Annotated in this window: 13 protein-coding genes and 2 pseudogenes; 7 read left to right on the top strand and 8 right to left on the bottom strand. The window is 73.1% G+C overall.

All coding sequences use genetic code 11. The annotated features are described in order from the left end of the window. Window positions 1-207 precede the first annotated feature (207 nt). The gene (locus tag ACIBH3_RS15110; RefSeq protein ID WP_396312396.1) at window positions 208-1,668 is read left to right on the top strand and encodes an amino acid permease; all 1,461 of its coding nucleotides are present in this window, start codon (window positions 208-210) and stop codon (window positions 1,666-1,668) included. 151 nt (window positions 1,669-1,819) lie between these two features. Here the strand turns inward: ACIBH3_RS15110 and ACIBH3_RS15105 are convergent, their stop codons facing one another. Both ACIBH3_RS15105 and ACIBH3_RS15100 read right to left on the bottom strand, forming a co-directional pair. After that, window positions 1,820-4,870 (bottom strand): BTAD domain-containing putative transcriptional regulator, encoded by a 3,051-nt coding sequence (locus ACIBH3_RS15105; RefSeq protein WP_396312395.1) that lies wholly within the window; start codon window positions 4,868-4,870, stop codon window positions 1,820-1,822. Between the two features lie 280 nt (window positions 4,871-5,150). Further along, window positions 5,151-7,877 carry a M4 family metallopeptidase gene (locus ACIBH3_RS15100; RefSeq protein WP_396312394.1) on the bottom strand — a complete coding sequence of 909 codons (2,727 nt, stop codon included), beginning with the start codon at window positions 7,875-7,877 and terminating at the stop codon, window positions 5,151-5,153. Window positions 7,878-8,310: 433 nt separating this feature from the next. Here ACIBH3_RS15100 and ACIBH3_RS15095 point away from each other — a divergent pair. From ACIBH3_RS15095 to ACIBH3_RS15075, 5 genes and pseudogenes are all read left to right on the top strand, one after another. Next, window positions 8,311-9,046, top strand: a pseudogene (locus ACIBH3_RS15095) (amino acid permease); the annotation flags it as partial. A gap of 112 nt (window positions 9,047-9,158) precedes the next feature. Beyond that, complete coding sequence (locus tag ACIBH3_RS15090) at window positions 9,159-9,725, top strand: TetR/AcrR family transcriptional regulator (protein WP_396312393.1); 567 nt, start codon at window positions 9,159-9,161, stop codon at window positions 9,723-9,725. A 201-nt stretch (window positions 9,726-9,926) separates the two neighbouring features. Further along, complete coding sequence (locus tag ACIBH3_RS15085) at window positions 9,927-11,432, top strand: MFS transporter (RefSeq protein ID WP_396312392.1); 1,506 nt, start codon at window positions 9,927-9,929, stop codon at window positions 11,430-11,432. Further along, window positions 11,429-11,920, top strand: coding sequence for an SRPBCC family protein (locus ACIBH3_RS15080; RefSeq protein WP_396312391.1), 492 nt, complete (start codon window positions 11,429-11,431; stop codon window positions 11,918-11,920). Before ACIBH3_RS15085 ends, ACIBH3_RS15080 begins: the two co-directional genes overlap by 4 nt. Before the next feature lie 141 nt (window positions 11,921-12,061). Then, window positions 12,062-13,417, top strand: a complete 1,356-nt coding sequence (locus ACIBH3_RS15075) for a carotenoid oxygenase family protein (RefSeq protein ID WP_396312390.1) — start codon at window positions 12,062-12,064, stop codon at window positions 13,415-13,417. Window positions 13,418-13,546: 129 nt separating this feature from the next. On the opposite strand, the gene ACIBH3_RS15070 is transcribed toward ACIBH3_RS15075, so the two are convergent. From ACIBH3_RS15070 to ACIBH3_RS15045, 6 genes are all read right to left on the bottom strand, one after another. Continuing rightward, a complete protein-coding gene (locus ACIBH3_RS15070; RefSeq protein ID WP_396312389.1) occupies window positions 13,547-15,007 on the bottom strand; it encodes a cytochrome P450 in 1,461 nt (486 codons plus the stop codon). Between the two features lie 166 nt (window positions 15,008-15,173). Further along, the gene (locus ACIBH3_RS15065) at window positions 15,174-15,791 is read right to left on the bottom strand and encodes a GTP-binding protein (protein WP_396312388.1); all 618 of its coding nucleotides are present in this window, start codon (window positions 15,789-15,791) and stop codon (window positions 15,174-15,176) included. Continuing rightward, complete coding sequence (locus tag ACIBH3_RS15060; RefSeq protein WP_396312387.1) at window positions 15,772-16,131, bottom strand: DUF742 domain-containing protein; 360 nt, start codon at window positions 16,129-16,131, stop codon at window positions 15,772-15,774. Before ACIBH3_RS15060 ends, ACIBH3_RS15065 begins: the two co-directional genes overlap by 20 nt. After that, window positions 16,128-16,535: a roadblock/LC7 domain-containing protein gene (locus ACIBH3_RS15055; protein WP_396312386.1), complete on the bottom strand. Its 408-nt coding sequence runs from the start codon at window positions 16,533-16,535 to the stop codon at window positions 16,128-16,130. The genes ACIBH3_RS15060 and ACIBH3_RS15055 overlap by 4 nt, the downstream gene beginning before the upstream one ends. Beyond that, window positions 16,532-18,115, bottom strand: a complete 1,584-nt coding sequence (locus tag ACIBH3_RS15050) for an ATP-binding protein (protein WP_396312528.1) — start codon at window positions 18,113-18,115, stop codon at window positions 16,532-16,534. Before ACIBH3_RS15050 ends, ACIBH3_RS15055 begins: the two co-directional genes overlap by 4 nt. 404 nt (window positions 18,116-18,519) lie before the next feature. Continuing rightward, window positions 18,520-19,254 (bottom strand): TetR/AcrR family transcriptional regulator, encoded by a 735-nt coding sequence (locus ACIBH3_RS15045; RefSeq protein ID WP_396312385.1) that lies wholly within the window; start codon window positions 19,252-19,254, stop codon window positions 18,520-18,522. A gap of 65 nt (window positions 19,255-19,319) precedes the next feature. Between ACIBH3_RS15045 and ACIBH3_RS15040 the strand changes: the two are divergent. Further along, window positions 19,320-20,855: pseudogene (locus ACIBH3_RS15040) on the top strand (monooxygenase). Window positions 20,856-21,123 lie beyond the last annotated feature (268 nt).

Here is a 21,123-nt window from a genome sequence, read left to right as displayed (position 1 = left end):
CTGCGGCGCGGGGTACCGTGTGGAGCCCCGTCGGCGGAGAAAGCTCAGATCTTGCGCAAATCCGCCCCGAACGTGACATTGGCCACTGCCAGAAGCCTTGCCTGCCGCCAGGATGAGCCGTCAGGCCCTGCCACCGTGATCACCCACATCACCGTCGCGGCCGGTCTGAGCAGGAAACCTCTCCCCTCACGAAGGCGAACCAACTCCATGAGTGACCGCACACTGACTGCGGCCAACCCGCCCGCCGCCGACGCGCCGACGGCGCCCTCCCGCCACGTCGACGCAGGCGACGCCGGGTACCGCAAGGACCTGAAGTCCCGCCACGTCAACATGATCGCCATCGGTGGCGCGATCGGCACCGGGCTCTTCCTCGGCGCCGGTGGCCGGATGGCGAACGCGGGCCCCTCCCTCTTCATCGCGTACGCAGTCTGCGGAGCCTTCGCCTTCTTCGTGGTGCGCGCGCTCGGCGAGCTGGTCCTGTACCGGCCGTCCTCCGGCGCCTTCGTCTCCTACGCCCGTGAGTTCATGGGCGAGAAGGGCGCGTACACGGCGGGCTGGCTGTACTTCCTCAACTGGTCGACCACCGCCATCGCGGACATCACGGCCGCCGCGACCTACGCCCAGTTCTGGGCGATGTTCAGCAGCGTCCCGCAGTGGATCCTGGCGCTGATCGCCCTCGCGGTCGTACTCACGGCCAACCTGATCTCGGTGAAGTACTTCGGCGAGATGGAGTTCTGGTTCGCGATCATCAAGGTCGCCGCGCTGGTCGCCTTCATGCTCGTCGGCATCTTCCTGATCGTCACCCAGCACGACATCGGCGGCCACACTCCCGGCCTGGCCAACGTCACCGACAACGGTGGCATCTTCCCCAACGGCATGATGCCGATGCTGCTGCTCGTCCAGGGCGTGGTCTTCGCCTACGCCTCCGTCGAGCTGTGCGGCGTCGCCGCGGGCGAGACCGAGCACCCCGAGAAGATCATGCCGAAGGCGATCAACTCCATCATGTGGCGCGTCGGCCTGTTCTACGTGGGCTCGGTCGTGCTGCTCGCGCTGCTGCTCCCGTACACCGCGTACTCCTCGGGCCGGAGCCCGTTCGTCACCGTCTTCGAGAAGCTGGGCATCCCCGGCGCGGCCGGTGTGATGAACCTGGTGGTCCTCACCGCCGCCCTCTCCAGCCTGAACTCCGGCCTGTACTCCACCGGCCGCATCCTGCGCTCGATGTCGATGTCCGGGTCCGCGCCGAGGTTCACCGGCGTGATGAACAAGGGCGGCGTGCCGTACGGCGGCATCCTGCTCACCGCCGGGTTCGGTGTGCTCGGCGTGGCCCTGAACTACGTCATGCCCGACGAGGCGTTCGAGCTGGTCATCAACTTCGCCTCGATCGGGATCCTCGGCACCTGGGGCATGATCATGATCTGCTCGCTGCTGTTCTGGCGGCGCGCCGAGGCCGGCAGGGTCACCCGGCCCGGCTACCGGCTGCCCTGGGCCCCGTACACCCAGATCGTCACGCTCGGCTTCCTCGCCGCCGTCCTGGTGCTCATGTGGATGGACGGCGGTGTCGGCCGCACCACGGTCGCCTGCCTCCCGCTGATCGCGGCCGCGCTGGTCGGCGGCTGGTTCCTGGTCCGCCGGCGGGTCAAGGCGACCGCCGAGGCGGATCAGGACTGAGGACGCGCCGGCTCCCCGGAGCCGACACCGCCGCGCCAGGCCTCTCGGGACGTTCCCGGGGGGCCTGGCGCGCGTGCGGGGCGAAACTGTCGGCCGCTCCCTCCAGGCAGCGGGGCCGGCTCCAGCAGCAGGGGGGGCCTGCCCGTGGCGATCAGCTGCCCGTGCGGCCCGCCAGGTCGTCGGCTTCGGGTAGCCGGAGGTCGGTGAAGATCTGCTGCGCCACCGTCCATTCCCGCCGGGCGTCGGTGGTCCGGCCGAGCGCGTGGAAGGCGTCGCCGATGCCGCGATGCGCTCGGGCCCGCTCACGGCGGTCGCTGCTTCCGGGGTGCAGGGCGCTCTGGTGGCTGCGGGCTGCGGCGCGCGGGTCACCGAGCAGGAGCGCCGTCTCGCCCCGGTCGTTGCAGATCTCGGCCTGCAGGTCGGGGTCTGCGACGGCTCGGGCGATCGTCAGTGCGTCCTCGTGCAGCGCCAGGGCTGCCATGCCTGCGTCGCGGTCGACGCCGTCCTGGGCCTGGGCCTGGGCCGTGGCCAGCTTGCTGAGCGCCTCGGCCTCGCCTGCCCGGTCCCTGAACTCGCGGAAGAGCGTGAGCGCCTCCCGATGGCAGGCGGCGGCCCGGTCCCACTGGGCGGCCCGCCCGCGCACCACACCGGTGTTGACCAGGGCGTGGGCGACGCCGTGCAGGTCCCGGAGGTCCCTGAAGATCTCCAGCGCCTGGTCCAGTCGGCGCTGGGCCTGCTCCGTCCTGCCCAGGAGAGTGGCCAGCCGGCCGAGGCTGTTGAGGGCGTTGGCCTCACCGCGCGCGTCCGCCCGGCGGCGAAAGGCGGCCAGTGCCTGTTCGAAGCACCGGGCGGCATCGGTGTAATGCCCCAGCAGGTAGTGCGCGTTGCCGAGATTACCGGCCACGCCGGCGATCCCGATGTCATCACCCAGCCTTTGGTACAACGCCATGGCCTGCTCGTAGTAGGGCAGGCTGTCCGCCGTCCTTCCCACGAGGCAGTGGGCGATCGCCAGGTTCCCCACGAGATCCGCTTCGGCGGGGAGATCTGTGGTCCGGTGGGCGCGCTCGGCCGCGATCTTGTAGACGTCTATCCAGTCCTCGGTGCGCCGGCCCAGGAGGAACAGGCGCCGCATGCCCAGGGCCAGTGCGACGACCCGGCCGTGCTGCTGCTCCGCCGCGGCCAGCTGGATCAGGGCCAGCAGGCTGGCGTACTCGTCGTCCAGCCAGGACCACGCGGTCTCCCTGTCCTGGAAGGACAGGACATGGGGCGGCAACTCCTCGACCTGGTCGGCGGGGGAGGCCATCAGATGGTCCACCATGCCCACGGCGGCCGCGAGCGTGGCCGAGTACCACTGGTACAGCCGCTCGGTGGCGGTGGTCCGCTCGGCGGCGGAGGTCCGTTCGGCCGCCAGTTCTGCCGCGTAGAGGCGGATCAGGTCGTGCATGCGATAGCGGCCCGGCGTGGGTTGCTGCACCAGGTGGGCGTTCTCCAGGAGCTGGAGCAGGGCCCGGGTGCGGGGGATCGGAAGGGCGGCGAGGCCGGCGATGGCGGCGAGGCTGCTGTCCGGTCCTGGTGCCAGCCCCATGAGGGCGAAGACGCGGGCCGCCTGGACGTCGAGGGCCCGGTAGGACGTCTCGAAGACGCCCCGCAGATCGGCGGCGAGGTCTCCCGTGGTCAGCGCGTCCAGCCTGGTGGCGGCCTCGTCGAGTTCCGCCGCGAGCACGGCAAGGGGGAACCCGGGGTGGGTGGCCGCACGGGCGGCCACGACCCCCAGCGCCAGCGGCAGGTTGGCGCACCGTTGCAGCAGGGCGGCCGCAGCCTGCGGTTCGGCCGCGAGCCGCTCGGATCCGAGGGCGCGAGCGAGTACCTGGCGGCCCTCGGCTTCGGTCAGCCCGTCCAGGGCCAGGTACTGGGCACCATGAGTGGTGGTCAGACCACCGAGACGGTCCCGGCTGGTGACCAGGACCGTACACGCGGGGCTGCCGGGCAGTAGCGGGATCACCTGGTTGCTGTCGCGGGCGTTGTCCAGCATGATCAGCATCCGCCGGTCGGCGACCAGCGACCGGTACAGCCCCGCCTGGGCGTCCGGGTCCGCCGGGACCGCCGCCGCCGGCACACCGAGCGCGTTGAGGAAGGCCCGGATGACCACCTGAGGTGCCACCGGTTGACCCGTGGGGTCGTAGCCACGCAGGTTGGCGAACAACTGGCCGTCGGGAAACAGCGCCAGATGCGTGTGGCCCCAGCGCAGCGCCAGCCAGGTCTTGCCGATGCCCCCGGCTCCGCTGATCGCGGCTATCGCCACCGAGCCGCCCTGCTGGGCATCGGCGTCCAGGAACCGGTCGAGTCGGGTCAGCTCGCAGGTGCGGCCGATGAAGCCGGGCGGGGGCGCGGGGAGTTGACGCGGGACGGCCTGCGTCGACGCGGGTTGCACCGGCGCGGTGCCGACCTGCTCGGTGAGGGTGAGTACCGGGTCACCGACCAGGATCTGCTGGTACAGCGCTTGCAGGGCCGGGGTGGGGTCGGCGCCCAGCTCCTGCGCCAACTGGCGCCGAATCGCCTCGTAGTGCGTCAGGGCGTCGGCGGCGCGCCCGCTGCGATAGAGCGCCAGCATCAGCTGCCCTGCCAGGCGCTCGTCCAGCGGGTGGGCCTCGGCCCGGGCTAGCAGTTCGGCGAGTACCTGTGCGTGGCCGCCGTGGCGGAGCCGGATGTCGGCATGGTCCAGCTCCACCGTCAGACGTTCCTGACGAAGGGTGTCGCGCAGTTCGCCCACCCAGGGGGTGTCCAGCCCGGCGAGCGCCTCTCCGCGCCACAGTCCCAGGGCCTGCTCCAGCAGGGCCGCGGCCTGGCGGTCGTCCACCGCTCGGGCTCGGGTGACCAGGCGTCGGAAGCGGTGCAGGTCCACGGCGGACGGATCGACATCGAGGACGTAGCCGCCTGAGCGGCGTTCGATGCCGCCGACACCGTCGGAGGGCCCCGCCAAGGCTCGACGAAGCCGGGACAGGTAGCTGTAGAGCGACACCTGGGCGCGTTGCGGAGGATGATCCCCCCAGACCCGGTCGATCAACTGATCAACGGAGACCGCCCGATTGGCGTCGACCAGCAGCACCCCCAACACGCACCGCTGCCGCACCGGACCCACATCGATCGGCTGATCGCCGCTCCATGCCTCGATGCTGCCGAGCAAGCCGAACTCCAGCGCCATCCTGGCCACCCCCCTGCCCGAGAACCTAGCCCGGCGAAGGCACTTCCCTCAGCCGATTCTGTGATGGCTACGTCTCGGGCAGTGGGGATCCGTACCGGTGCTGACCCCCGGCGCCCCGCTTGCGCACCCGCGGCCGGCACCGACGCGCCGGCCGGCTGACGCGGGACGCGCCCACCGCTGATCCCGCAGCAGAAGGTGACGGCCACCCGCGCACACCGCCGCGGCCCGGCCGGCCACCGCGGGGTGCGGTGGCCGGCCGGGCCGTGAGCCGGCAGGACGGTCAGCAGGAGCCCACCGGGCGGTTGCGGACCACCAGGTCGGTGCGGCCGGCGGTGGCGTCCAGCCAGATCACCCGGGTGCCCTGGTCGGCCGCGGGCAGGTACTGGCCGCCCCGGTTGCAGGACAGCCGCTCGGGGGTGCCACCGGTGATCGGGATCTGCCAGAGCTTGGGCAGCGCGGCGTTGGACCAGCCGCCGGCGGGCTTGCTGCCCAGCACCCCGTAGGTGACGGCCCGGTCGGAGGCGGTGATGCTGATGGTGCTGCGCGGCGGGGCGTACGGCGAGGTGCCGGACAGCACGTCGGTGACGCCGGAGCCGTCCAGGGCGCCGGAGCGGATCGAGCTCCGCTCGGTCCGGTCACCGGGCACCTCCACCCAGAGCAGCCGTCCGCCCGCGAGCAGGGTGGACTGGGCCACCGGCCGGCTGCCGCCGTTCGGCGCGTCCGCGACGTACTGCGCGGTGACCTTGCCGGTGGGGATCGAGTAGACCGTCGGAGCGAAGACGAGATCCTGCCCGGCCGTCCAGGACTCGGACCAGCCCAGGGTCGCGTCCTTGAGGGTGAGGCCCGACAGGGTGTGGCCGTCGGGCAGCGGGAGTTCCACCGCCGGGGCGCCGTCGTGGGAGAGCTGGACCCGGGTCCGGCCGGTGGCGGAGTCGGTCACCTGGAAGGCGATGTCGTTGCCGGAGATCTGGACCTCACCGGGCTGTTGGGCCGCGGAGTGGAACAGGCTGCGGACCGGCCCGCCGGACAGCGAGCGGGTCAGCACCTCCATCCCCCACTTGCCCTGGGCGTCGGGGCCGATGGCCAGCCACACGGCGGACCTGCCGTCGGTGGCGGCCCAGCCGTGCACGCGGCCGTCATCCGGGCTGAGCCGGGTCGGGGTGTCGGGGCTGGTGGTGGAGCCGGTGTACAGCGCGGCCGGCTTCTTGGTGCCCGGGTCGTTGTCGCTCATCACCCAGCGGCCGTCCGCGGCGACCGGCGCGACGGGGGAGGAGACGTCGCGCAGCAGCGGACGGCTGTCCACACCGAGCCGGTTCTGCCAGCCGGCCCGGATCCCGTGTGCGTCGAACGCCGCGGCCACCGAGCGGAGTTGGGCCCGGTTCAGCTTGAGCGCCCGGCCGGCGGCGAGTACCGCGTCGCGCCCGGCCACGAAGTCGTCCAGCGGGGTGAGGTAGTCGGCCAGCGCGCGGTAGACCAGCCGGTCCGCGGTGAGCGGGTCCAGGCTGCCCCGGATGTCCCACAACGCACCGCTGAAGATCGTGGAGTTGAGGTGCACCCCGCCGCCGTCGAGCCCGGCCCCCGCGCCGAGGTAGTCGTTCACGGTGCTGCGGTGGCCGTCCAGCCGGCGGTTCGCGCAGGCCTCCGGGGTGCCGGTACGGCACAGGCTCTCGCCGAGCAGCGCGGCCTTCGGGTCGCTCATCGACAGGCCACGGGCGGTCACCTCGATGGCATTGCCGAAGTAGTCGGCCAGCGCCTCGTCCATCGCTCCGGACTGGCCGAGGTTGGCCAGGGCGGCGGTGTGCTCGATGACGGCGTGGGTCATCTCGTGCCCGGCCACGTCGAGCGCGACGGAGAACGGCTGGTACTCGGGGCCACCGCCGTAGACCATCTGCTTCCCGTTCCAGAAGGCGTTCGGGAAGGGCTCGCCGTCACTGGTCACGTTGACCACCGAGACGATCGGGCCGGCCTTGCCGTCCAGGCCCTCCCGGCCGAGCCGGTCGCGGTAGAAGTCGTACACGATGGCGGCGTTGAGGTGGGCGTCGGTGGCGCCGGTGCTGCCGGTGGCGGCCGGGAAGTCCGGGCCGGCGGAGCGGGCCGGGAGGATGTCGGCGGGTATGCCGCCGTTGAAGTCGTTGTAGTCACGCCCCGCCGCGTCGTAGGTGGCGATGGTGGCGCGCCGGGTGAGGTCGGTGAGCTGGTAACTCCCGTCCGGGAGGTGGCCGATGTTCACCTTGGCGGAGCGGCCGAAGGCGTCCGGCGCGGTGCCGGTGGCGGGTTCGGCGGTGGCGCCGGCCTCGGCGCGGGTGGTGCCGCCGGCCGTGTACGGGGCGCGGGCGTCGTGGGCGAGGGCGATCACGCCGACGGTGGCGTCCACGTAGACCTCGCGGACCAGTCGGCCGCCGGTGGCCGGGTCGGTGCCGTACACGGTGAAGTGCTGGGCCAGCCGGCCGGTGCCGCCGGGCAGGACCACCGGGCCGCGGTCCTCGGCGGTGGCCCCGGCCCTGGCGCGCGGGTCCTTGAGCGAGCCGAGCGCCACGTCGCGCAGGATCGCGGCCGGTACGCCGGGGGTGGTCGGCGCGGTGAGGCCGGTGAAGTACTTGCCGCCGACCGACTCGACCCGCTGCTCGGCGCCGTCGCCGGTGAGGTGGACCAGGTACTGCGCGCCGAGCACCGGTATACCGCCGTGGTGCTGCTGGAACCTGACGGTGTGCCGGCCGTCGGCGGTGCGCTCGGCCGCGATCTCGGTCAGCTCCCCGGGATCGATCCGGTACCGGTCCGGGTGGGCCGCGAGGTAGGCCAGGGCGGCGGGGGCGGGGCTGCCGGGGGCCGGCTCGGCGAGGCCGGTGACCAGTTGCGGGGTGGCGGTGTCCTGGCCGGCCACCAGGCCGGGTACGGGATCGGGGTCGGCGGCCGGTTCGGCCAGGGCGGCCGGCGCGGCCAGGGCCAGGCTCAGGGCGACGGTCATGCCGATGCCGAGCGCCTTGGGCCTGCGGGAACGATGATGCACTGCGGTCCTCCCACGGAAATTGCGGAATCGGTGTCAATGGCATGTACGTATGCTGACGAATCGTCGGATCACGCTTCGCGAATGCCTGATCGTGGATGCGCGGATCGGCCGGCCGTGGCGGGAAGAGCTGAATCTCGTAAAGCCCGGTGCGCATCCGAACAGCTAGGGTGCGTCCGAACCATTGCCGGTCGGACAACCGGAGGATGAATGGTGGTTGTGCGGCTTGTGATTGCTCGCGCGGCTATGGGAAAGGACGTGTCCGGTGCCCGCCGGGGTTCATCCACGATGTGTGGTTCGGGTCCGCACCGGCGCGGACCGGCGTCGCCCCCGCGGCCGACCGGGCGGGCCGGCCGCCGGCGTGGCGGCTCGGGGCGGCCCTCCGCCGGGCGTCAAGGATGCGTCAGGGCGTGCGACGCGCGCGTCAGGGTGTTGCCTCGTCCCGCTCTTCGCCATCGGGGTCTTCGTGGGCTTCACCATCTGCCAGATCGGCATGGTCCGGCACTGGCGACAGGAACGCGGCCCCCACTGGCGAGGCAAAGCACTCTCAACGGCTTCGGCGCACTCCTCACCGGTGTCGCCACCCTGGTCGTCACCGGCACCAAGTTCACCGAGGGCTCCTGGGGCATCTGCCTCGCGCTGCCGCTGCTCGTCGCCCTCTTCGAACTGATCCACCACACCTACGCCGGGATCGGCGCCCGGCTGGAGCTGGGCCGCATACCGGGCCCGGTCACCCGCCGGCGCTCCCTGGTGATCGTCCGGTGCACGCCATCACGCGGCTCACCCGCGACGCCCTCTCCGCCGCCGTCTCACTCGGGGACGAGGTCCTCGCCGTCACCGTCGTCCACGCCGATCCCGACACCAAGGACCGGCAGGCCGCCGAGGCGCTGCGCCGCGACTGGGAGCTGTGGCGGCCCGGCGTCCCGCTGATCGAGATCCCCGATGCCCACCGACGTATCGGCCAACCGCTCGCCGGCTTCGTCAACGAGCTCGGCGCCGAGCACGCCTACGACCGCGTCACCGTCCTCATTCCCGAGGTCGAGCCCGCCCGCCTGTGGCAGCGCGTCCTGCAGAACCAGCGCGGCGCCGTCATCGACCGGGCGCTGCGCCGGCACACCGACGCGGCCGTCTGCCGACAGCGTCTGCGGATGCAGGCCGGCACGGCGAAGTGACCGGTATGTCGCTGTCGGCGGGTGAAGGGTCGAGCGGTGGAGTGGTTGAGCGGTTGAGCGGTTGAGCGGTTGAGCGGTTGACACCGAAAAGTGTGAGTGGTTGAGTACTCACATGCAAACGGAACGCCGACGCCAGCTGTCCACCGCCGAGGAGCGCCGCGACACGGTGCTGCGCACCGCGATCGGAGCGTTCGCGGCGCGGGGGTACTTCGGCACCACCACGACCGAGGTGGCCAAGGCGGCCGGCATCTCGCAGGCGTATGTCTACCGGCTCTTTCCCAGCAAGGAGTCCCTGTTCGTCGCCGTCGTCGAGCACTGCCTGGTCCGGGTCAGGGCGAGCCTGGAGGTCGGCGCGGCGGAGGCCAAGAGCGGCTCACCCGAGGCGGTGCTCTCCGCGATGGGGGACGCGTATGCCCGGCTGATCAGCGACAACGACCTGATGCTGGTGCAGATGCATGCGCAGGCCGCCGCCGTCTCGGAGCCGGCGGTGCGTGATGCCATGCGGGCCGGATATGCCCGCCTGGTGGAGTACGTGCGCGGGGCCTCGGGCGGTGACGACCGGCAGGTGCAGGAGTTCTTCGCCGTCGGCATGCTCTGCCATCTGCTGGTGGCGATGGACGCCACCGCGGTGGACGCCCCCTGGACCCGCACGCTCGCGGCGGGCATCCGGCACTACTGACGGCCGCCGCAGGCGCGTCCGCTTGCCGTGGCCCCCGCCGCTGGCGGCCCCCTCGTGGCAGAGGGTGGCCTTCCTGTGGGGGGTGAAAGTGAGCGATCAATCACACATGCTCTGTGGGTGGATGGGCGGCCACTGATCAAGGGTCAACGGGCCTCGCTTTCGGTCCCGCTAGTGAGTGGGTGACCACACATAGGAGTTCTCTTGTCCGAGATCCAGGGCGGCACCGCCGCCCGGCCCGCCGCTGTGCTGGCCGTCCTGGCGGCCGCGCAGTTCGTGGTGGTGCTCAGCACCTCCGTCGTCAACGTCGCCCTGCCGGCGATCCGTGACCAGGTGGGGCTCTCCGGCGCCGGTATGACCTGGGTGATCAACGCGTACGGTCTGGCCTTCGGGGCGCTGCTGCTGCTCGGCGGGCGGCTCGCCGACCTCGTGGGACGGCGCCGGGTGCTGATCGCCGGCCTGACGGTCTTCGTGGTCGCCGCAGTGCTCGCGGCGCTGTCCACCACGCCGGCTGAGCTGGTCGTGGCCCGGGCCGTACAGGGCGCCGGGGCCGCCGCGATCGCTCCCGCCTCCCTCGCGCTGGTCATGCAGGTGTTCCCGCCGGGGCCGCGGCGCGGCCGGGCGCTGGGGGTGTGGGGTGCCGTGTCGGGCGCCGGCGGCGCGGCCGGCGTTCTGCTGGGCGGCGTACTCACCGAGAGCCTGGGCTGGCAGTCGGTGTTCTGGACGAGCGCGCTCGGTGCGGCGGCGGTCCTGGTCGCGGCTCCGTTCCTCGTCCCCGCGTCAGCCTCGGACCGCCACGGCCTGAAGGGCCTCGATCTCGTCGGCGCGGTCACCGTCACGACGGCCCTGGTCGTCCTGGTCCACGGTCTGACCACGGCCGGGCACGATGGCTGGACCGACCCGTGGGTGCTGGCCGCCTGGCCGGTGGCGGGCGTCCTGCTGGCGCTCTTCCTGGCCGCGGAGCGCAGGCACCCGGCGCCGCTGCTGCCACCCCGCCTGCTGGGCGCGGGCTCGGTCGCACCCGCCAACCTCGTGATGGCGCTGCTCGGCGCGGTGTGGGTCGGCCTGTTCTACTTCCTGCCGCTCTATCAGCAGCAGGTGCTCGGCGACGGGCCGTTGCGGGCCGGAGTGTCCCAACTCCCGCTCGCGGCGGCGAACATGCTGGGCTCGGCGCTCGCCCCGAGGCTCGCCCGCCGACTCGGAGCGTCCCCGGCGCTCGCCGCAGGCCTGGCGGCACTCGCCGCCGGACTGGTGTGGCTGGCCGGCATCTCCCCGCACGGAACCTTCGCCGGCGACGTGCTCGGCCCCACCGTCCTCATCGGCCTGGGCCTCGGGATCGCCTTCGTCCAGCTCACCGCGGCCGCGGTCGCCGGCGTGCCGGCTGTCGACGCGGGGCTCGCCAGCGGCCTGGTCAATACCACCAGGCAGCTCGGCGGAGCCGTCGGGCTGGCCGTACTCGGCACCCTCGCGGCCTCCCGGACGGCCACCCTCGCGGCAGGCCACTCCCACGAGGCGGCCCTCACCGGGGGCTACCGGGCCGCGTTCCTCGTCTCGGCCGCGGTCGCCGCCGCAGGTGCCGCGCTGACTCCGCTGCTGGCCCGCAGGCCGCCACCGCCCCACCGGCCGGACGCTGCCGACCAACCTGGCGCCGGCCAACCTTCGTTCACGGCAAGCAAGTTCACCGCCACCACCAAGGAGAACCGGTCATGAGCACCGACGCCCCCGACGCGATCCTCGACTCCACCACCGCACTGGGGCCGATCCAGGCCGTCGACTCCGACGCCCCCGTCGTGGTCCGGCTCGCGGTCACCGTCAACGCCCCGCTGGCCGAGGTCTGGGCGCTGCACACCGACATCGCCGCCTGGCCCGAGTGGAACCCGGACATCGACCGCGCGGACCTCGACCGTCCGCTCGCCCCCGGTGCCACCTTCACCTGGCGCACCCACGGCCTGGACATCACCTCGACCGTCTACCAGATCGTCCCCGGCCGGCGCATCGTCTGGGGCGGCCCGGCGCAGGGCATCGACGGTGTCCACGTGTGGACCTTCCAGGAGCGGGACGGCGTGGTGACGATCCGCACCGACGAGTCCTGGAGCGGGGCCCCCGTCCTCGCCCAGCCCGACGAGCTCCGCGGTGCGCTCCACCACTCGCTGGAGCGGTGGCTGCACTGCCTGAAGGAGCGCGCGGAGAGCCGCTGACCGGCGCGACCCGCCGCCCTGAGCGCGCCGCCGCCGCGGCGCGTCCGGCCGCCCGAGGCCCGAAGATCCGCACACCGGCAAGTCCCGCACACCGGCAAGTCCCGTACGTCGCAAGTCCCGTCCGAGCGAAGAGGATCCCCCATGACCAGCAAGCCCTACCTGACCGGCCACTACACCCCCGTCGCCGACGAGATCACCGCCACCGGGCTGACCGTCGAGGGCTCCCTGCCCCCGGAGCTCACCGGCCGGCTGATCCGCAACAGCCACAACCCCAAGCCCGGCATCACCCCCACCCACTGGTTCAAGGGCAGCGGCATGGTGCACGGCATCCGCCTGCGCGACGGCCGCGCCGAGTGGTACCGCAACCGCTGGGTGCACACCCCCGCCCTCGACGGCGCCCCCTACATGACCGAGCACGGCCCCGACCTCACCGCCAGCACCGCCGGCACCCACGTCATCGAGCACGCCGGCCGCCTGCTCGCGCTGTGCGAGGCGAACCTCCCCTTCGAGCTGACCGCCGATCTGGAGACCGTGGGAGCCTTCGACTTCGGCGGTCGGCTGACCTCGGCGATGACCGCGCACCCCAAGGAGGACCCGGTCACCGGCGAGCTGCACTTCTTCTCCTCCTCGCCGTTCCCGCCCTACCTGATCCACCACGTGGCCACGGCGGACGGCCGGGTGCTGGAGAGCCAGGAGGTCCCGGGCGCCGGCGCCGCGCTGAAGCACGACTTCGCCATCACCGAGCACCACGTGGTCTTCCTGGAGGGCTCGGTCACCTTCGACCCGGCCGAGCACTCCGGCATCCCGTACGGCTGGAGCGACGCGCAGCCCTCGCGCATCGGCGTCCTGCCGCGCGGTGCGGGCGGTGCGGGCAAGGTCCGCTGGTTCGAGATCGGCCAGGGCTACGCGATGCACCTCGCCAACGCCTACGAGGACGCCGGTGGCCGCGTCGTGGTCGAGGGCCCGTCCGTGGGCCGCGCCGGCTGGCAGCGTTCGTGGAACTGGTGGGTCGGTGCGCCCGACCGCGGTGCCGAGCCCAACTCCGGTTCGCGCAGCCGCCGCTGGACGATCGACCTGGCGGCCGGCACCGTCCGGGAGGAGCAGACCGATGACCTCACCGTCGAGTTCCCGACCATCAACGACGCCTTCGTCGGCCGCGAGCACCGCTACCAGTACGCCCTGTCCTTCCCGGACGACCTCGGGATCGGCAACCACACCCTGGTGAAGTACGACCGCGCCACCGGCAGCCGCCAGCTGCTGCCCTTCGGGGCGGGGCAGCTCCCCAGCGAGGCGGTGTTCGTCCCGGCCGCGGACGCCGGCGGCGAGGACGCCGGCTACCTGCTGACCGTCGTCAGCGACCTGAACGCCGACGCCTCCCGGATGCTCGTCCTGGACGCCTCCGACCTCGCACTGCCGCCGGTCGCCACCATCCACCTGCCCCGGCGCGTGCCCGCCATGATCCATGGCTCCTGGATCCCGGACGCCGACCTGGTCTGATCCGCCGACCGCCGAGAGGGGCGGCTTCCGGGGAATCCCGGGAGCCGCCCCTCCTCGCGTGACAGACTTGCGGACGTGCTGGATCGGCGGCTCCGGGCTTCGTGAGCTCGGGGCCGGTCGCTGCTGCTGTCAGCGGCGGAACGGCCTGGTCAGGACGGCCCACCAGCTGCGGCGCTGCGCGGGGAGGGCGGCGGTGGCGGCCGGTGCGGCCGGTGCGGTGGCCGGGGGCAGGGGCGGCAGCGCGGTGGCCGACACCGGAGGTGTTGTCGGGGGTGTCGTCGGCTGGGCGCCTTCGGCGGTGGCGGGCTCCGGCTCGGGCTTCGTCCGGGGGGCGAAGCGCACCGGCAGCTCGACCAGGTGCCGGGCCAGCCAGGCCGAGGTCCAGGTCAACTCCTCCTCGGGGACGGCGAGATGCAGGTCCGGCAGGCGGGTCAGCAGGATGTCGATGCCGGTCTCCGCGATGGCCCGGCCGATGTCCTGGCCGGGGCACTCGTGCGGCCCGCTGCCGAAGGCCAGGTGGGAGCGGTTGCCGTAGAGCGGCTTCGCCAGGTCGGGCCGGACGGCCGGGTCGACGTTGCCGGCCGCGAGCCCGAGCAGCAGCATGTCGCCGGCCTTGATCCGCTGGCCGCCGAGTTCGGTGTCGCCGGTGGCCCAGCGGCCCGCGACCAGCGACATCGGCGCGGAGTCCCAGAGGACCTGGTCCAGGGCGTCGGGCAGCGTCATATGGCCGCCCGACAGATGGGCGCGGAAGCGCCGGTCGGTGAGGACGAGCTTCAGGGTGTCCGCGATCAGGTTGACGGTCGTCTCGTTCGCGGCGAGCAGTACCACCCGCAGGTGCTCCAGCACCTCGTCGTCGGTGAGGCCGGCTTCGTGCTGCATCAGCCAGGACACCAGATCGGCGCCGGGCTCGGCCCGCTTGCGTTCCATCATCCGGCGCAGCGTCGCCACCACGTAGTCGTTGCTCGCGATGGCCGTCTCGGTGCCCTTCATCAGGTCCCGGGCGGCCTCGACCAGTCGGGGCCCGTACTCCTCGGGCATGCCGACCACCTGCGTCATCACGAGCATCGGCAGGTGCTCGGCGAACTGTGACACCAGCTCGGCCCGGCCGGTGGGTCCGAAGTCCTGGATCAGCTGGTCGGCGAAGCGGGTGACGTAGCGGCGGATGCCGCGGTGGTCGAAGCGGTTCAGGCTGTCGGTGACCGCCCCGCGCAGTCGCTTGTGCTCCTCACCGTCCGTGAAGACGCACAGCGGCTGCCAGGCGATCACCGGCATCAGCGGGGAGTCCGGGGTGACCTGGTCCTTCTGGAACGCCGTCCAGCGGCGGGAGTCCCGGGAGAACCGGGAGGGCGTGCGCATGGCGGTGAGGTTGGCGGAGTGGCCGAGGATCAGCCAGGCCGGGAGGTCACCGTGCAACAGTACGGGCGCCACCTCGCCGTGCTCGGCGCGCAGCTTCTCGTACAGGCCCGCCGGGTCGGTCTCGGCCTCGGGCCCGTAGAGCCGCCGGAGGCCGCCGGCGCCGAGGCCGAGGCCGTCGGCGGGGCAGCCGGGCGGCGGGGTGAGCGAGGCGTCGTCAGGGAACGGGGTGGTCACGGTATCTCCGGGGTCGGCGCGAGGCGGTCATCGTGGAGCGTCGTGGTGCGGTGTTCAGGCGTGGTGCGGCGTTCGTGGTGCGGCAGTCGTGGCACGGCAGGCGTCGTGCGGCGGCGATCGTGCGACCGTCCTTCCGCGGTCGTCGTGCGGCCTCGCCGGGGCGCGGTCACCGTGCGGGCGAGGCCGAGAGGTCGTACAGGTAGCGCATCAGCGTCATCAGGACGTCCCGGCTGGATTCGCGGGTCCGCGCGTCGCACGCGATGATCGGCACGTCCGGCGGCAGGTCCAGGGCGGCCCGCAGTTCCTCGGTGGGGTAGCTCGGCGACTCGGGGAAGGTGTTGGCCGCGACGACGAAGGGCACGCCGCGGTCCTCCAGCCGCCCGATCACGTCGAAGCTGACCTCCAGCCGGCGGGTGTCGACCAGCACGACCGCGCCGAGGGCGCCCTCGAACAGGCCGTGCCAGAGGAACCAGAACCGCTCCTGCCCCGGCGTGCCGAACACGTACAGCACCAGTTCGTGGCTGATGCTGATCCGGCCGAAGTCCATCGCGACCGTGGTCGAGGTCTTGCGCTCGATCCCGGCGAGGTCGTCGACCTCGGCGCCGGCCTGCGTCATCGTCTCCTCGGTGGTCAGCGGGCGGATCTCGCTCACGGAGCCGACCAGGGTCGTCTTGCCGACGCCGAAGCCGCCCACGATCACCACCTTGACCGCCATGGTGGTCGAGTCCGGGAGCAGGTCCGCGTTCTGCGGCCCCACCACCGTGTCAGAGCTTCTGAAGTCCATGCATCACCGCCTCCAAGAGGGCACGGTCGGGAAGGGTCGCCTGCGGGACGCAGGCGCGGGCCTCGATCTGTTCCTCGGCGAGGAGGTCCGCCAGCAGTACGGTGACGGCGCTCACCGGCAGTCGCAGGTAGGCGGAGATCTCGGCCACGGACAGCGGCGATTCGCAGATCCGCAGGATCGCCGCGTGCTCCGGCTGCATCGTGGGCGTCGGCTCCGAGCGGGAGACGATCAGCGTGACCAGGTCGAGGGTGGTCTGCTCGGCCAGACCGCTACGGCCGCGCGTGATCACGTAGAGGCGTTCGGGGATTCCTGCGTCCCAGCCCTGGTCGGCTGCACTCATGCGACCTGCTCGCCGTTGCGCGGCGGTGTACTGAGATGCCCGCCGATCCGGGCGACCAGGTCCCGCATCCGCTGGCCCATGAGGCCGGCGTCGACCCCCTCGTCGGCCAGCACCGCGAGGTAGGCCCGGGCGCCGGCCGCCATCAGGTAGAAGAAGCCGCCGCCCATCTCGATCACGACCAGCCGCATCAGGCCGTTGCCGTGCGGGAACTCGTGTCCCACCGCGGCGGCCAGGCTCTGCAGCCCGGCACAGGCGGCGGCGAGCCGGTCGGCGGTGTCGTTGTCGGCGCCGTACTGGGCGATCCGCAGGCCGTCGGCCGAGAGCACGATGACGTGGCGGGTGTGCGGAACGCCGTCCGCCAGCTCCTTGAGCATCCAGTCCATGTTGGCCCGCTGCTGAATCACTGCTCGCCCTTCCCTGCTGCCGACTCTTCACTGGTGTGGCTGGCCGTACCGGTGGACGGCGCGTGGCCGTTCACCCCCTCGTTGAACGCGGCCAGCCACATACCGGGCTGTACCGGCGCCGGGGGCGGCTCGGGGGCCCTGGCGGGCCCGGGGGTGCTCCGCCGGGACGGCGCGGCGTGGCGCCGGCGCTGGGGCAGGCCGTTCGGGGTCCACTCGCTCACCACCGGGACCTCGTCGTCCGCCGGTGACAAGCCCCGCCGGCCGCCGGGGGAGGACCCGAACGACGACCCCGACCCGAAGGACGACCCCGCGGAGGAGGCCGCCGGTACCGTCCTCGACCCCCACGGCCGCGGTCCACCCGCGGGCCGGGTGGTGGCGGTCGGGGCCGGCCGGGGGCTGCCGGTGACGCCGATGCCGTGGGCCCGGCCGGTGGCGGGCGCCGTGGTGATGAGCTTCTGGGGCACGATCAGCACGGCGCGCACACCGCCGTAGGCGGAGGGGCGCAGCGAGACCTGGAAGCCGTACGCCTTCGCCAGCCGGCCGACCACGGCGAGGCCGAGCCGGGGCGTCTCGCCGAGGTCGTTGAGGTCGATGCCGGCCTGTGCTTCCTTCAGCATCCGCTCGGCGCGGGCCCGGCCCTCCTCGCTGAGGCTGAGGCCGCCGTCCTCGATCTCGATCGCTATTCCGGTCTGCACCTCGACGGCGGTCAGGTGCACGTTCGTCTGCGGCGGGGAGTAGCGGGTGGCGTTGTCCAGCAGCTCGGCGACCGCGTGGATGAGCGGTTCGACGGCGGGTCCGACCACGGCCACCTCGGACACCGGGTGCAGTTCCACCCGCTGATAGTCCAGGATTCGCGACATACCGCCGCGCAGCACGCTGTACAGCGGCACCGACCTGCTCCACTGCCGGCCGGGGCGGGCGCCGCCGAGGACGGCGATGCTGTCGGCGAGCCGGCCGATCAGCGCGTTGCCGTGGTCCAGGCGCAGCAGGTCGTCGAAGACGGCCGGGTCGTTGCCGTGCCGGTCCTCCATCTCGCGCAGGTCCTGGGCCTGCCGGTGGATGATCGCCTGGACGCGGCGGGCGATGTTGACGAAGGCCCGCTGGGCGGACTCGCGCATGCCCTCCTCGTTGTCGACGGCGTCCAGGACGGTTCGCAGCACGGAGTGCCGGGCGGCCTGGAACTCCGCACCGACGACGGTGTCGTGGGATTCGTACGCCTTCAGCACGTCCTCGGTGAACTCGCCGCGCTGGAGCCGGGCGACGGCCTCGGGCAGCGCGACCGCGGCCAGCTCGGCCGTCTCGCTCTCCTGCCGGGCCAGCCGTCGGCGCAGCTCGTTCTCCTGCCGGGCGTACTGCCGGCGCAGCGCCGCCAGCGCGCGCCCCCGGCGCGCCGCCTCGGCGGCCACCACCGCCACCGCCGCGGTGCCCACCACCCCGCACCAGAGGACACCCGCGCGGGCGCCGGCCGAGGCCAGCGACACGGCGACGGCGGCGGCCGCCGCCGTCACGACCGTGGGTAGGAGCCACACGAGAACGGGAGCGGAGCGCCGGTCCACGGGTGACGATCCAGCACTAAGCATCAGCATCCTCAAACGATCGAAAGAGTACGGAAGGGCGGACGGGGGCCGGCTCCGGCGGCGTGGCAGCTCTGGTTCGCATGTCCCGACGCCCGCGCCGGCCCTCGCCGACCGTGGTGCGGCGGGGTGTGTCGGGCAGAGCCGAAGTAGCGGTGCTGGCACCAGATTTTCGCCGCCGCGGGCCCGTGTTTCCCTCCTGCGGGGCCCGGTTCGCCCATGCGGGGGGTCTGCCCGCGAATTCCCCACCCTGGGCGGACGGTCCGTGGTACGGCGACCCCCCGGGCCGGGTTCGGGACGCCGGCGGGTCACGTGTGGAGGACGGGCTCGCTGCTCTTCCCGTGGGCTCTCCGGACCGTCCTGTCCGGTGCGCCGGACCTCGTGCGCGGGCGGTGGCCGGCCGGGTGCGGTCAGGAGCGCTCCCGGCCTCCGCCGCCGTGCCCGGCCGCGTATCCGTGCCGGTGCCCGGTCCGGTCCAGCGTGCGCAGGCCTTGGACGAGGACGCGGAGGCCGAACTCGAAGCCGGCGGTGAAGTCGGTACCGGTCAGGGTGGGCAGCGCCGTGGCGAGGTGGGGGAACCGGCCCGGCGTCACGGTCACGGCCTGGCACAGGCGTTCCGGGTCGGCGGGATCCCCGCTGCCGGGCCGCAGGGCGGCCTGCTCCTCCAGGGTGTGGCCGACGGTGAAGTTGGCCACCGCCATGAGGGTGTGCGCCGCGTCCCGGTCATCGAAGCCGGCCTCGCGCAGCACGCCGATCATCGTCTCGGCGAAGCCGAGGGTGTGCGGCCCGGTCGAGTGCGTACCGGCGAAGACCCGGGCGCCGTCGCGACGGGCGAGCAGCGCCGCGCGCATCGCCCTGGCGAGGTCGGCCAGCCGCTCGCTCCAGTCGGCGTCAGGGGTCGCTGCCGCTGCCGGGGGAGTGCCGGCATCGGCCAGCATCCGTTCCGCCATCGCCGTCAGCAGGTCCTGCTTGGTGGCGAAGTAGCGGTACAGCGCGCCGGCCTGGACGCCCAGCGCGTCGGCGAGGCGTCGCATGGTCAGGGCGTCCAGCCCGGCTTCGTCCAGCAGTTCGAGGGCTGTCCCGACGGTGCGGTCGGGGTCGAGCCGGGCGGGGCGGCCTCGTGCGGGGGTTGACGGGGAGCTCATGGGGCTCACTATAGTGAACAGCGTTCACGTGAACGCTGTTCACTAAATCCGAGGGAGCATCTCCGATGGACATCGATGTGATCGTGGTGGGCGGCGGGCCGACCGGGCTGATGCTCGCCTGCGAGCTGGCGCTGGCGGGTGTGCGGACCCGGATCGTGGAGCGCCGCACCGAACCGCAGCGGGACTCCCGCGCGCTGACGCTGCATCCGCGCAGCGTGGAGCTGATGGACCTGCGCGGCCTCGCGCCCCGCTTCCTGGCCTGCGGCAGGACGGTGCCGGGCTGGCACTTCGCGGCCCTCGACACCCGCCTCGACTTCGCCGCTCTGGACAGCCGCCACGGCTACACCCTGTTCCTGGCCCAGGCCCGCACGGAGGCGCTGCTGGAGGAGCGGGCACGCGAACTCGGGGTGGAGATCAGCCGCGGGTACGAGACCGTGGGGCTTCGTCAGGACGCCGAGGGGGTCGAGGTACGGCTCCGCGGGCCTGGGGGCGGCGGCAACGAGACCGTGCGCGCCGCGTACGCGGTGGGGTGCGACGGCGCCCGCAGCACGGTGCGAGAGGCCGCCGGCATCGGGTTCCCCGGCACCGCGGAGACGCTGACCGGGGTGCTCGGGGACTTCGCGGTGGTCGGCGCGGATCCCGCCGCCCTGGACTAGGCGCGGGCCCGCGGCCTGCTCGTCGTCCCGCTGGAGGACGGCCTGACCCGCTTCGTCCTCATGGATCCGGAGCGGATGCGGACCCCGGCCGCCGAGCCGGTGACGCTGGAGGAGTTCCGGGCCGCCCTGATCCGGCTCTGCGGCGGCGACCTCGGTGTGGCGCAGCCGCGCTGGCTGTCGCGCTTCGGCAACGCCACCAGGCTCGCCGAGCGCTACCGCTGCGGCCGCGTCCTGCTCGCCGGCGACGCCGCGCACATTCACTTCCCCGCGGCCGGCCAAGGCCTGAACACCGGACTCCAGGACGCCATGAACCTGGGCTGGAAGCTGGCCGCCGTGATCAACGGCTGGGCGCCGCCCGGACTGCTCGGCAGCTACCACCGGGAGCGCCACCCCGTGGGACTGGCCGTCACCGAGAACACCGAGGTCCAGACCCTGCTGGCGGAGCTGACCCTCGTCCCGCAGTACCAGCGCCCCGCCGCCGCGCTGCGCAGGCTCTTCGACGAACTGCTCGGCATCGAGGAGGTCAACCGCCGTCTGGCCGGTCAGGTCTCCGCGCTGAGCACCGCCTACCCGCCGGCGGACGGGGACGCGGACACCGACCCCCTGGTGGGGCGCCGGATGCCGGACGCCGGGTTGACGGTCGCCGGCTCGAAGGCGACCCGCGTGTACGAGCTGCTGCATCGCGGAGGCTTCGTCCTGCTCGGCCTCGCCGCAGACCCGGACCGGCCTGCGGGCCTCACCGGCGGCCGGGGCACCCGCGTCCGTGCCGTCACAGCCCGGCGGTACGACCGCCATGCCGCCTTGGACGGGGTGGCCGAGGTCCTGATCCGGCCCGACGGCCACATCGCCTGGGCCACCCGGGCCGACGACGACGCCGCCCGCCCGAGCGGGCGCGACGCCGCGCTGGCCGCGTGGGCGGGCGCGCCCGCGGGCCACGGCGCCTGAGGGCCGTGCCCCCTGCCCCCGCCGGGCGCCCGGCGGGGGCAGGCGTCCGAGTTGTGGTGATCGGCTCCCGCCGTCGATCCCATCGACCCGCTATTGGGGTGACGGCGGGGGCGCCCGCCGGTGTTCGCGCAGGCCGAGGGGGGTGGCTCGCATACGCTGGGCCGGCCGCTCGTCCTGCGGCCAGGCTGCTCACTGCTCTCGACGGGAGTGCAAGGTGGTGACCTCAGCTTCGGGCGCTCGCGGTTCCGCGCCGTCGGTACGGCAGCGG

Origin of the sequence: Kitasatospora sp. NPDC050543, assembly GCF_044457565.1 — a bacterium.
GTDB lineage: Bacteria > Actinomycetota > Actinomycetes > Streptomycetales > Streptomycetaceae > Kitasatospora.
The sequence above is the reverse complement of the archived record's forward strand: the minus strand, read 5'-3'. Positions and strand labels throughout refer to the sequence as shown.

What these genes read in the sequence shown, in the direction of transcription:
- ACIBH3_RS15080 (WP_396312391.1), top strand. Translation starts at nt 11,429, where the DNA reads ATGAGCACCGACGCCCCCGACGCGATCCTCGACTCCACCACCGCACTG.
- ACIBH3_RS15105 (WP_396312395.1), bottom strand. Translation starts at nt 4,870, where the DNA reads ATGGCGCTGGAGTTCGGCTTGCTCGGCAGCATCGAGGCATGGAGCGGC.
- ACIBH3_RS15050 (WP_396312528.1), bottom strand. Translation starts at nt 18,115, where the DNA reads ATGCTTAGTGCTGGATCGTCACCCGTGGACCGGCGCTCCGCTCCCGTT.
- ACIBH3_RS15075 (WP_396312390.1), top strand. Translation starts at nt 12,062, where the DNA reads ATGACCAGCAAGCCCTACCTGACCGGCCACTACACCCCCGTCGCCGAC.
- ACIBH3_RS15110 (WP_396312396.1), top strand. Translation starts at nt 208, where the DNA reads ATGAGTGACCGCACACTGACTGCGGCCAACCCGCCCGCCGCCGACGCG.
- ACIBH3_RS15065 (WP_396312388.1), bottom strand. Translation starts at nt 15,791, where the DNA reads ATGGACTTCAGAAGCTCTGACACGGTGGTGGGGCCGCAGAACGCGGAC.
- ACIBH3_RS15045 (WP_396312385.1), bottom strand. Translation starts at nt 19,254, where the DNA reads ATGAGCTCCCCGTCAACCCCCGCACGAGGCCGCCCCGCCCGGCTCGAC.
- ACIBH3_RS15090 (WP_396312393.1), top strand. Translation starts at nt 9,159, where the DNA reads ATGCAAACGGAACGCCGACGCCAGCTGTCCACCGCCGAGGAGCGCCGC.
- ACIBH3_RS15060 (WP_396312387.1), bottom strand. Translation starts at nt 16,131, where the DNA reads ATGAGTGCAGCCGACCAGGGCTGGGACGCAGGAATCCCCGAACGCCTC.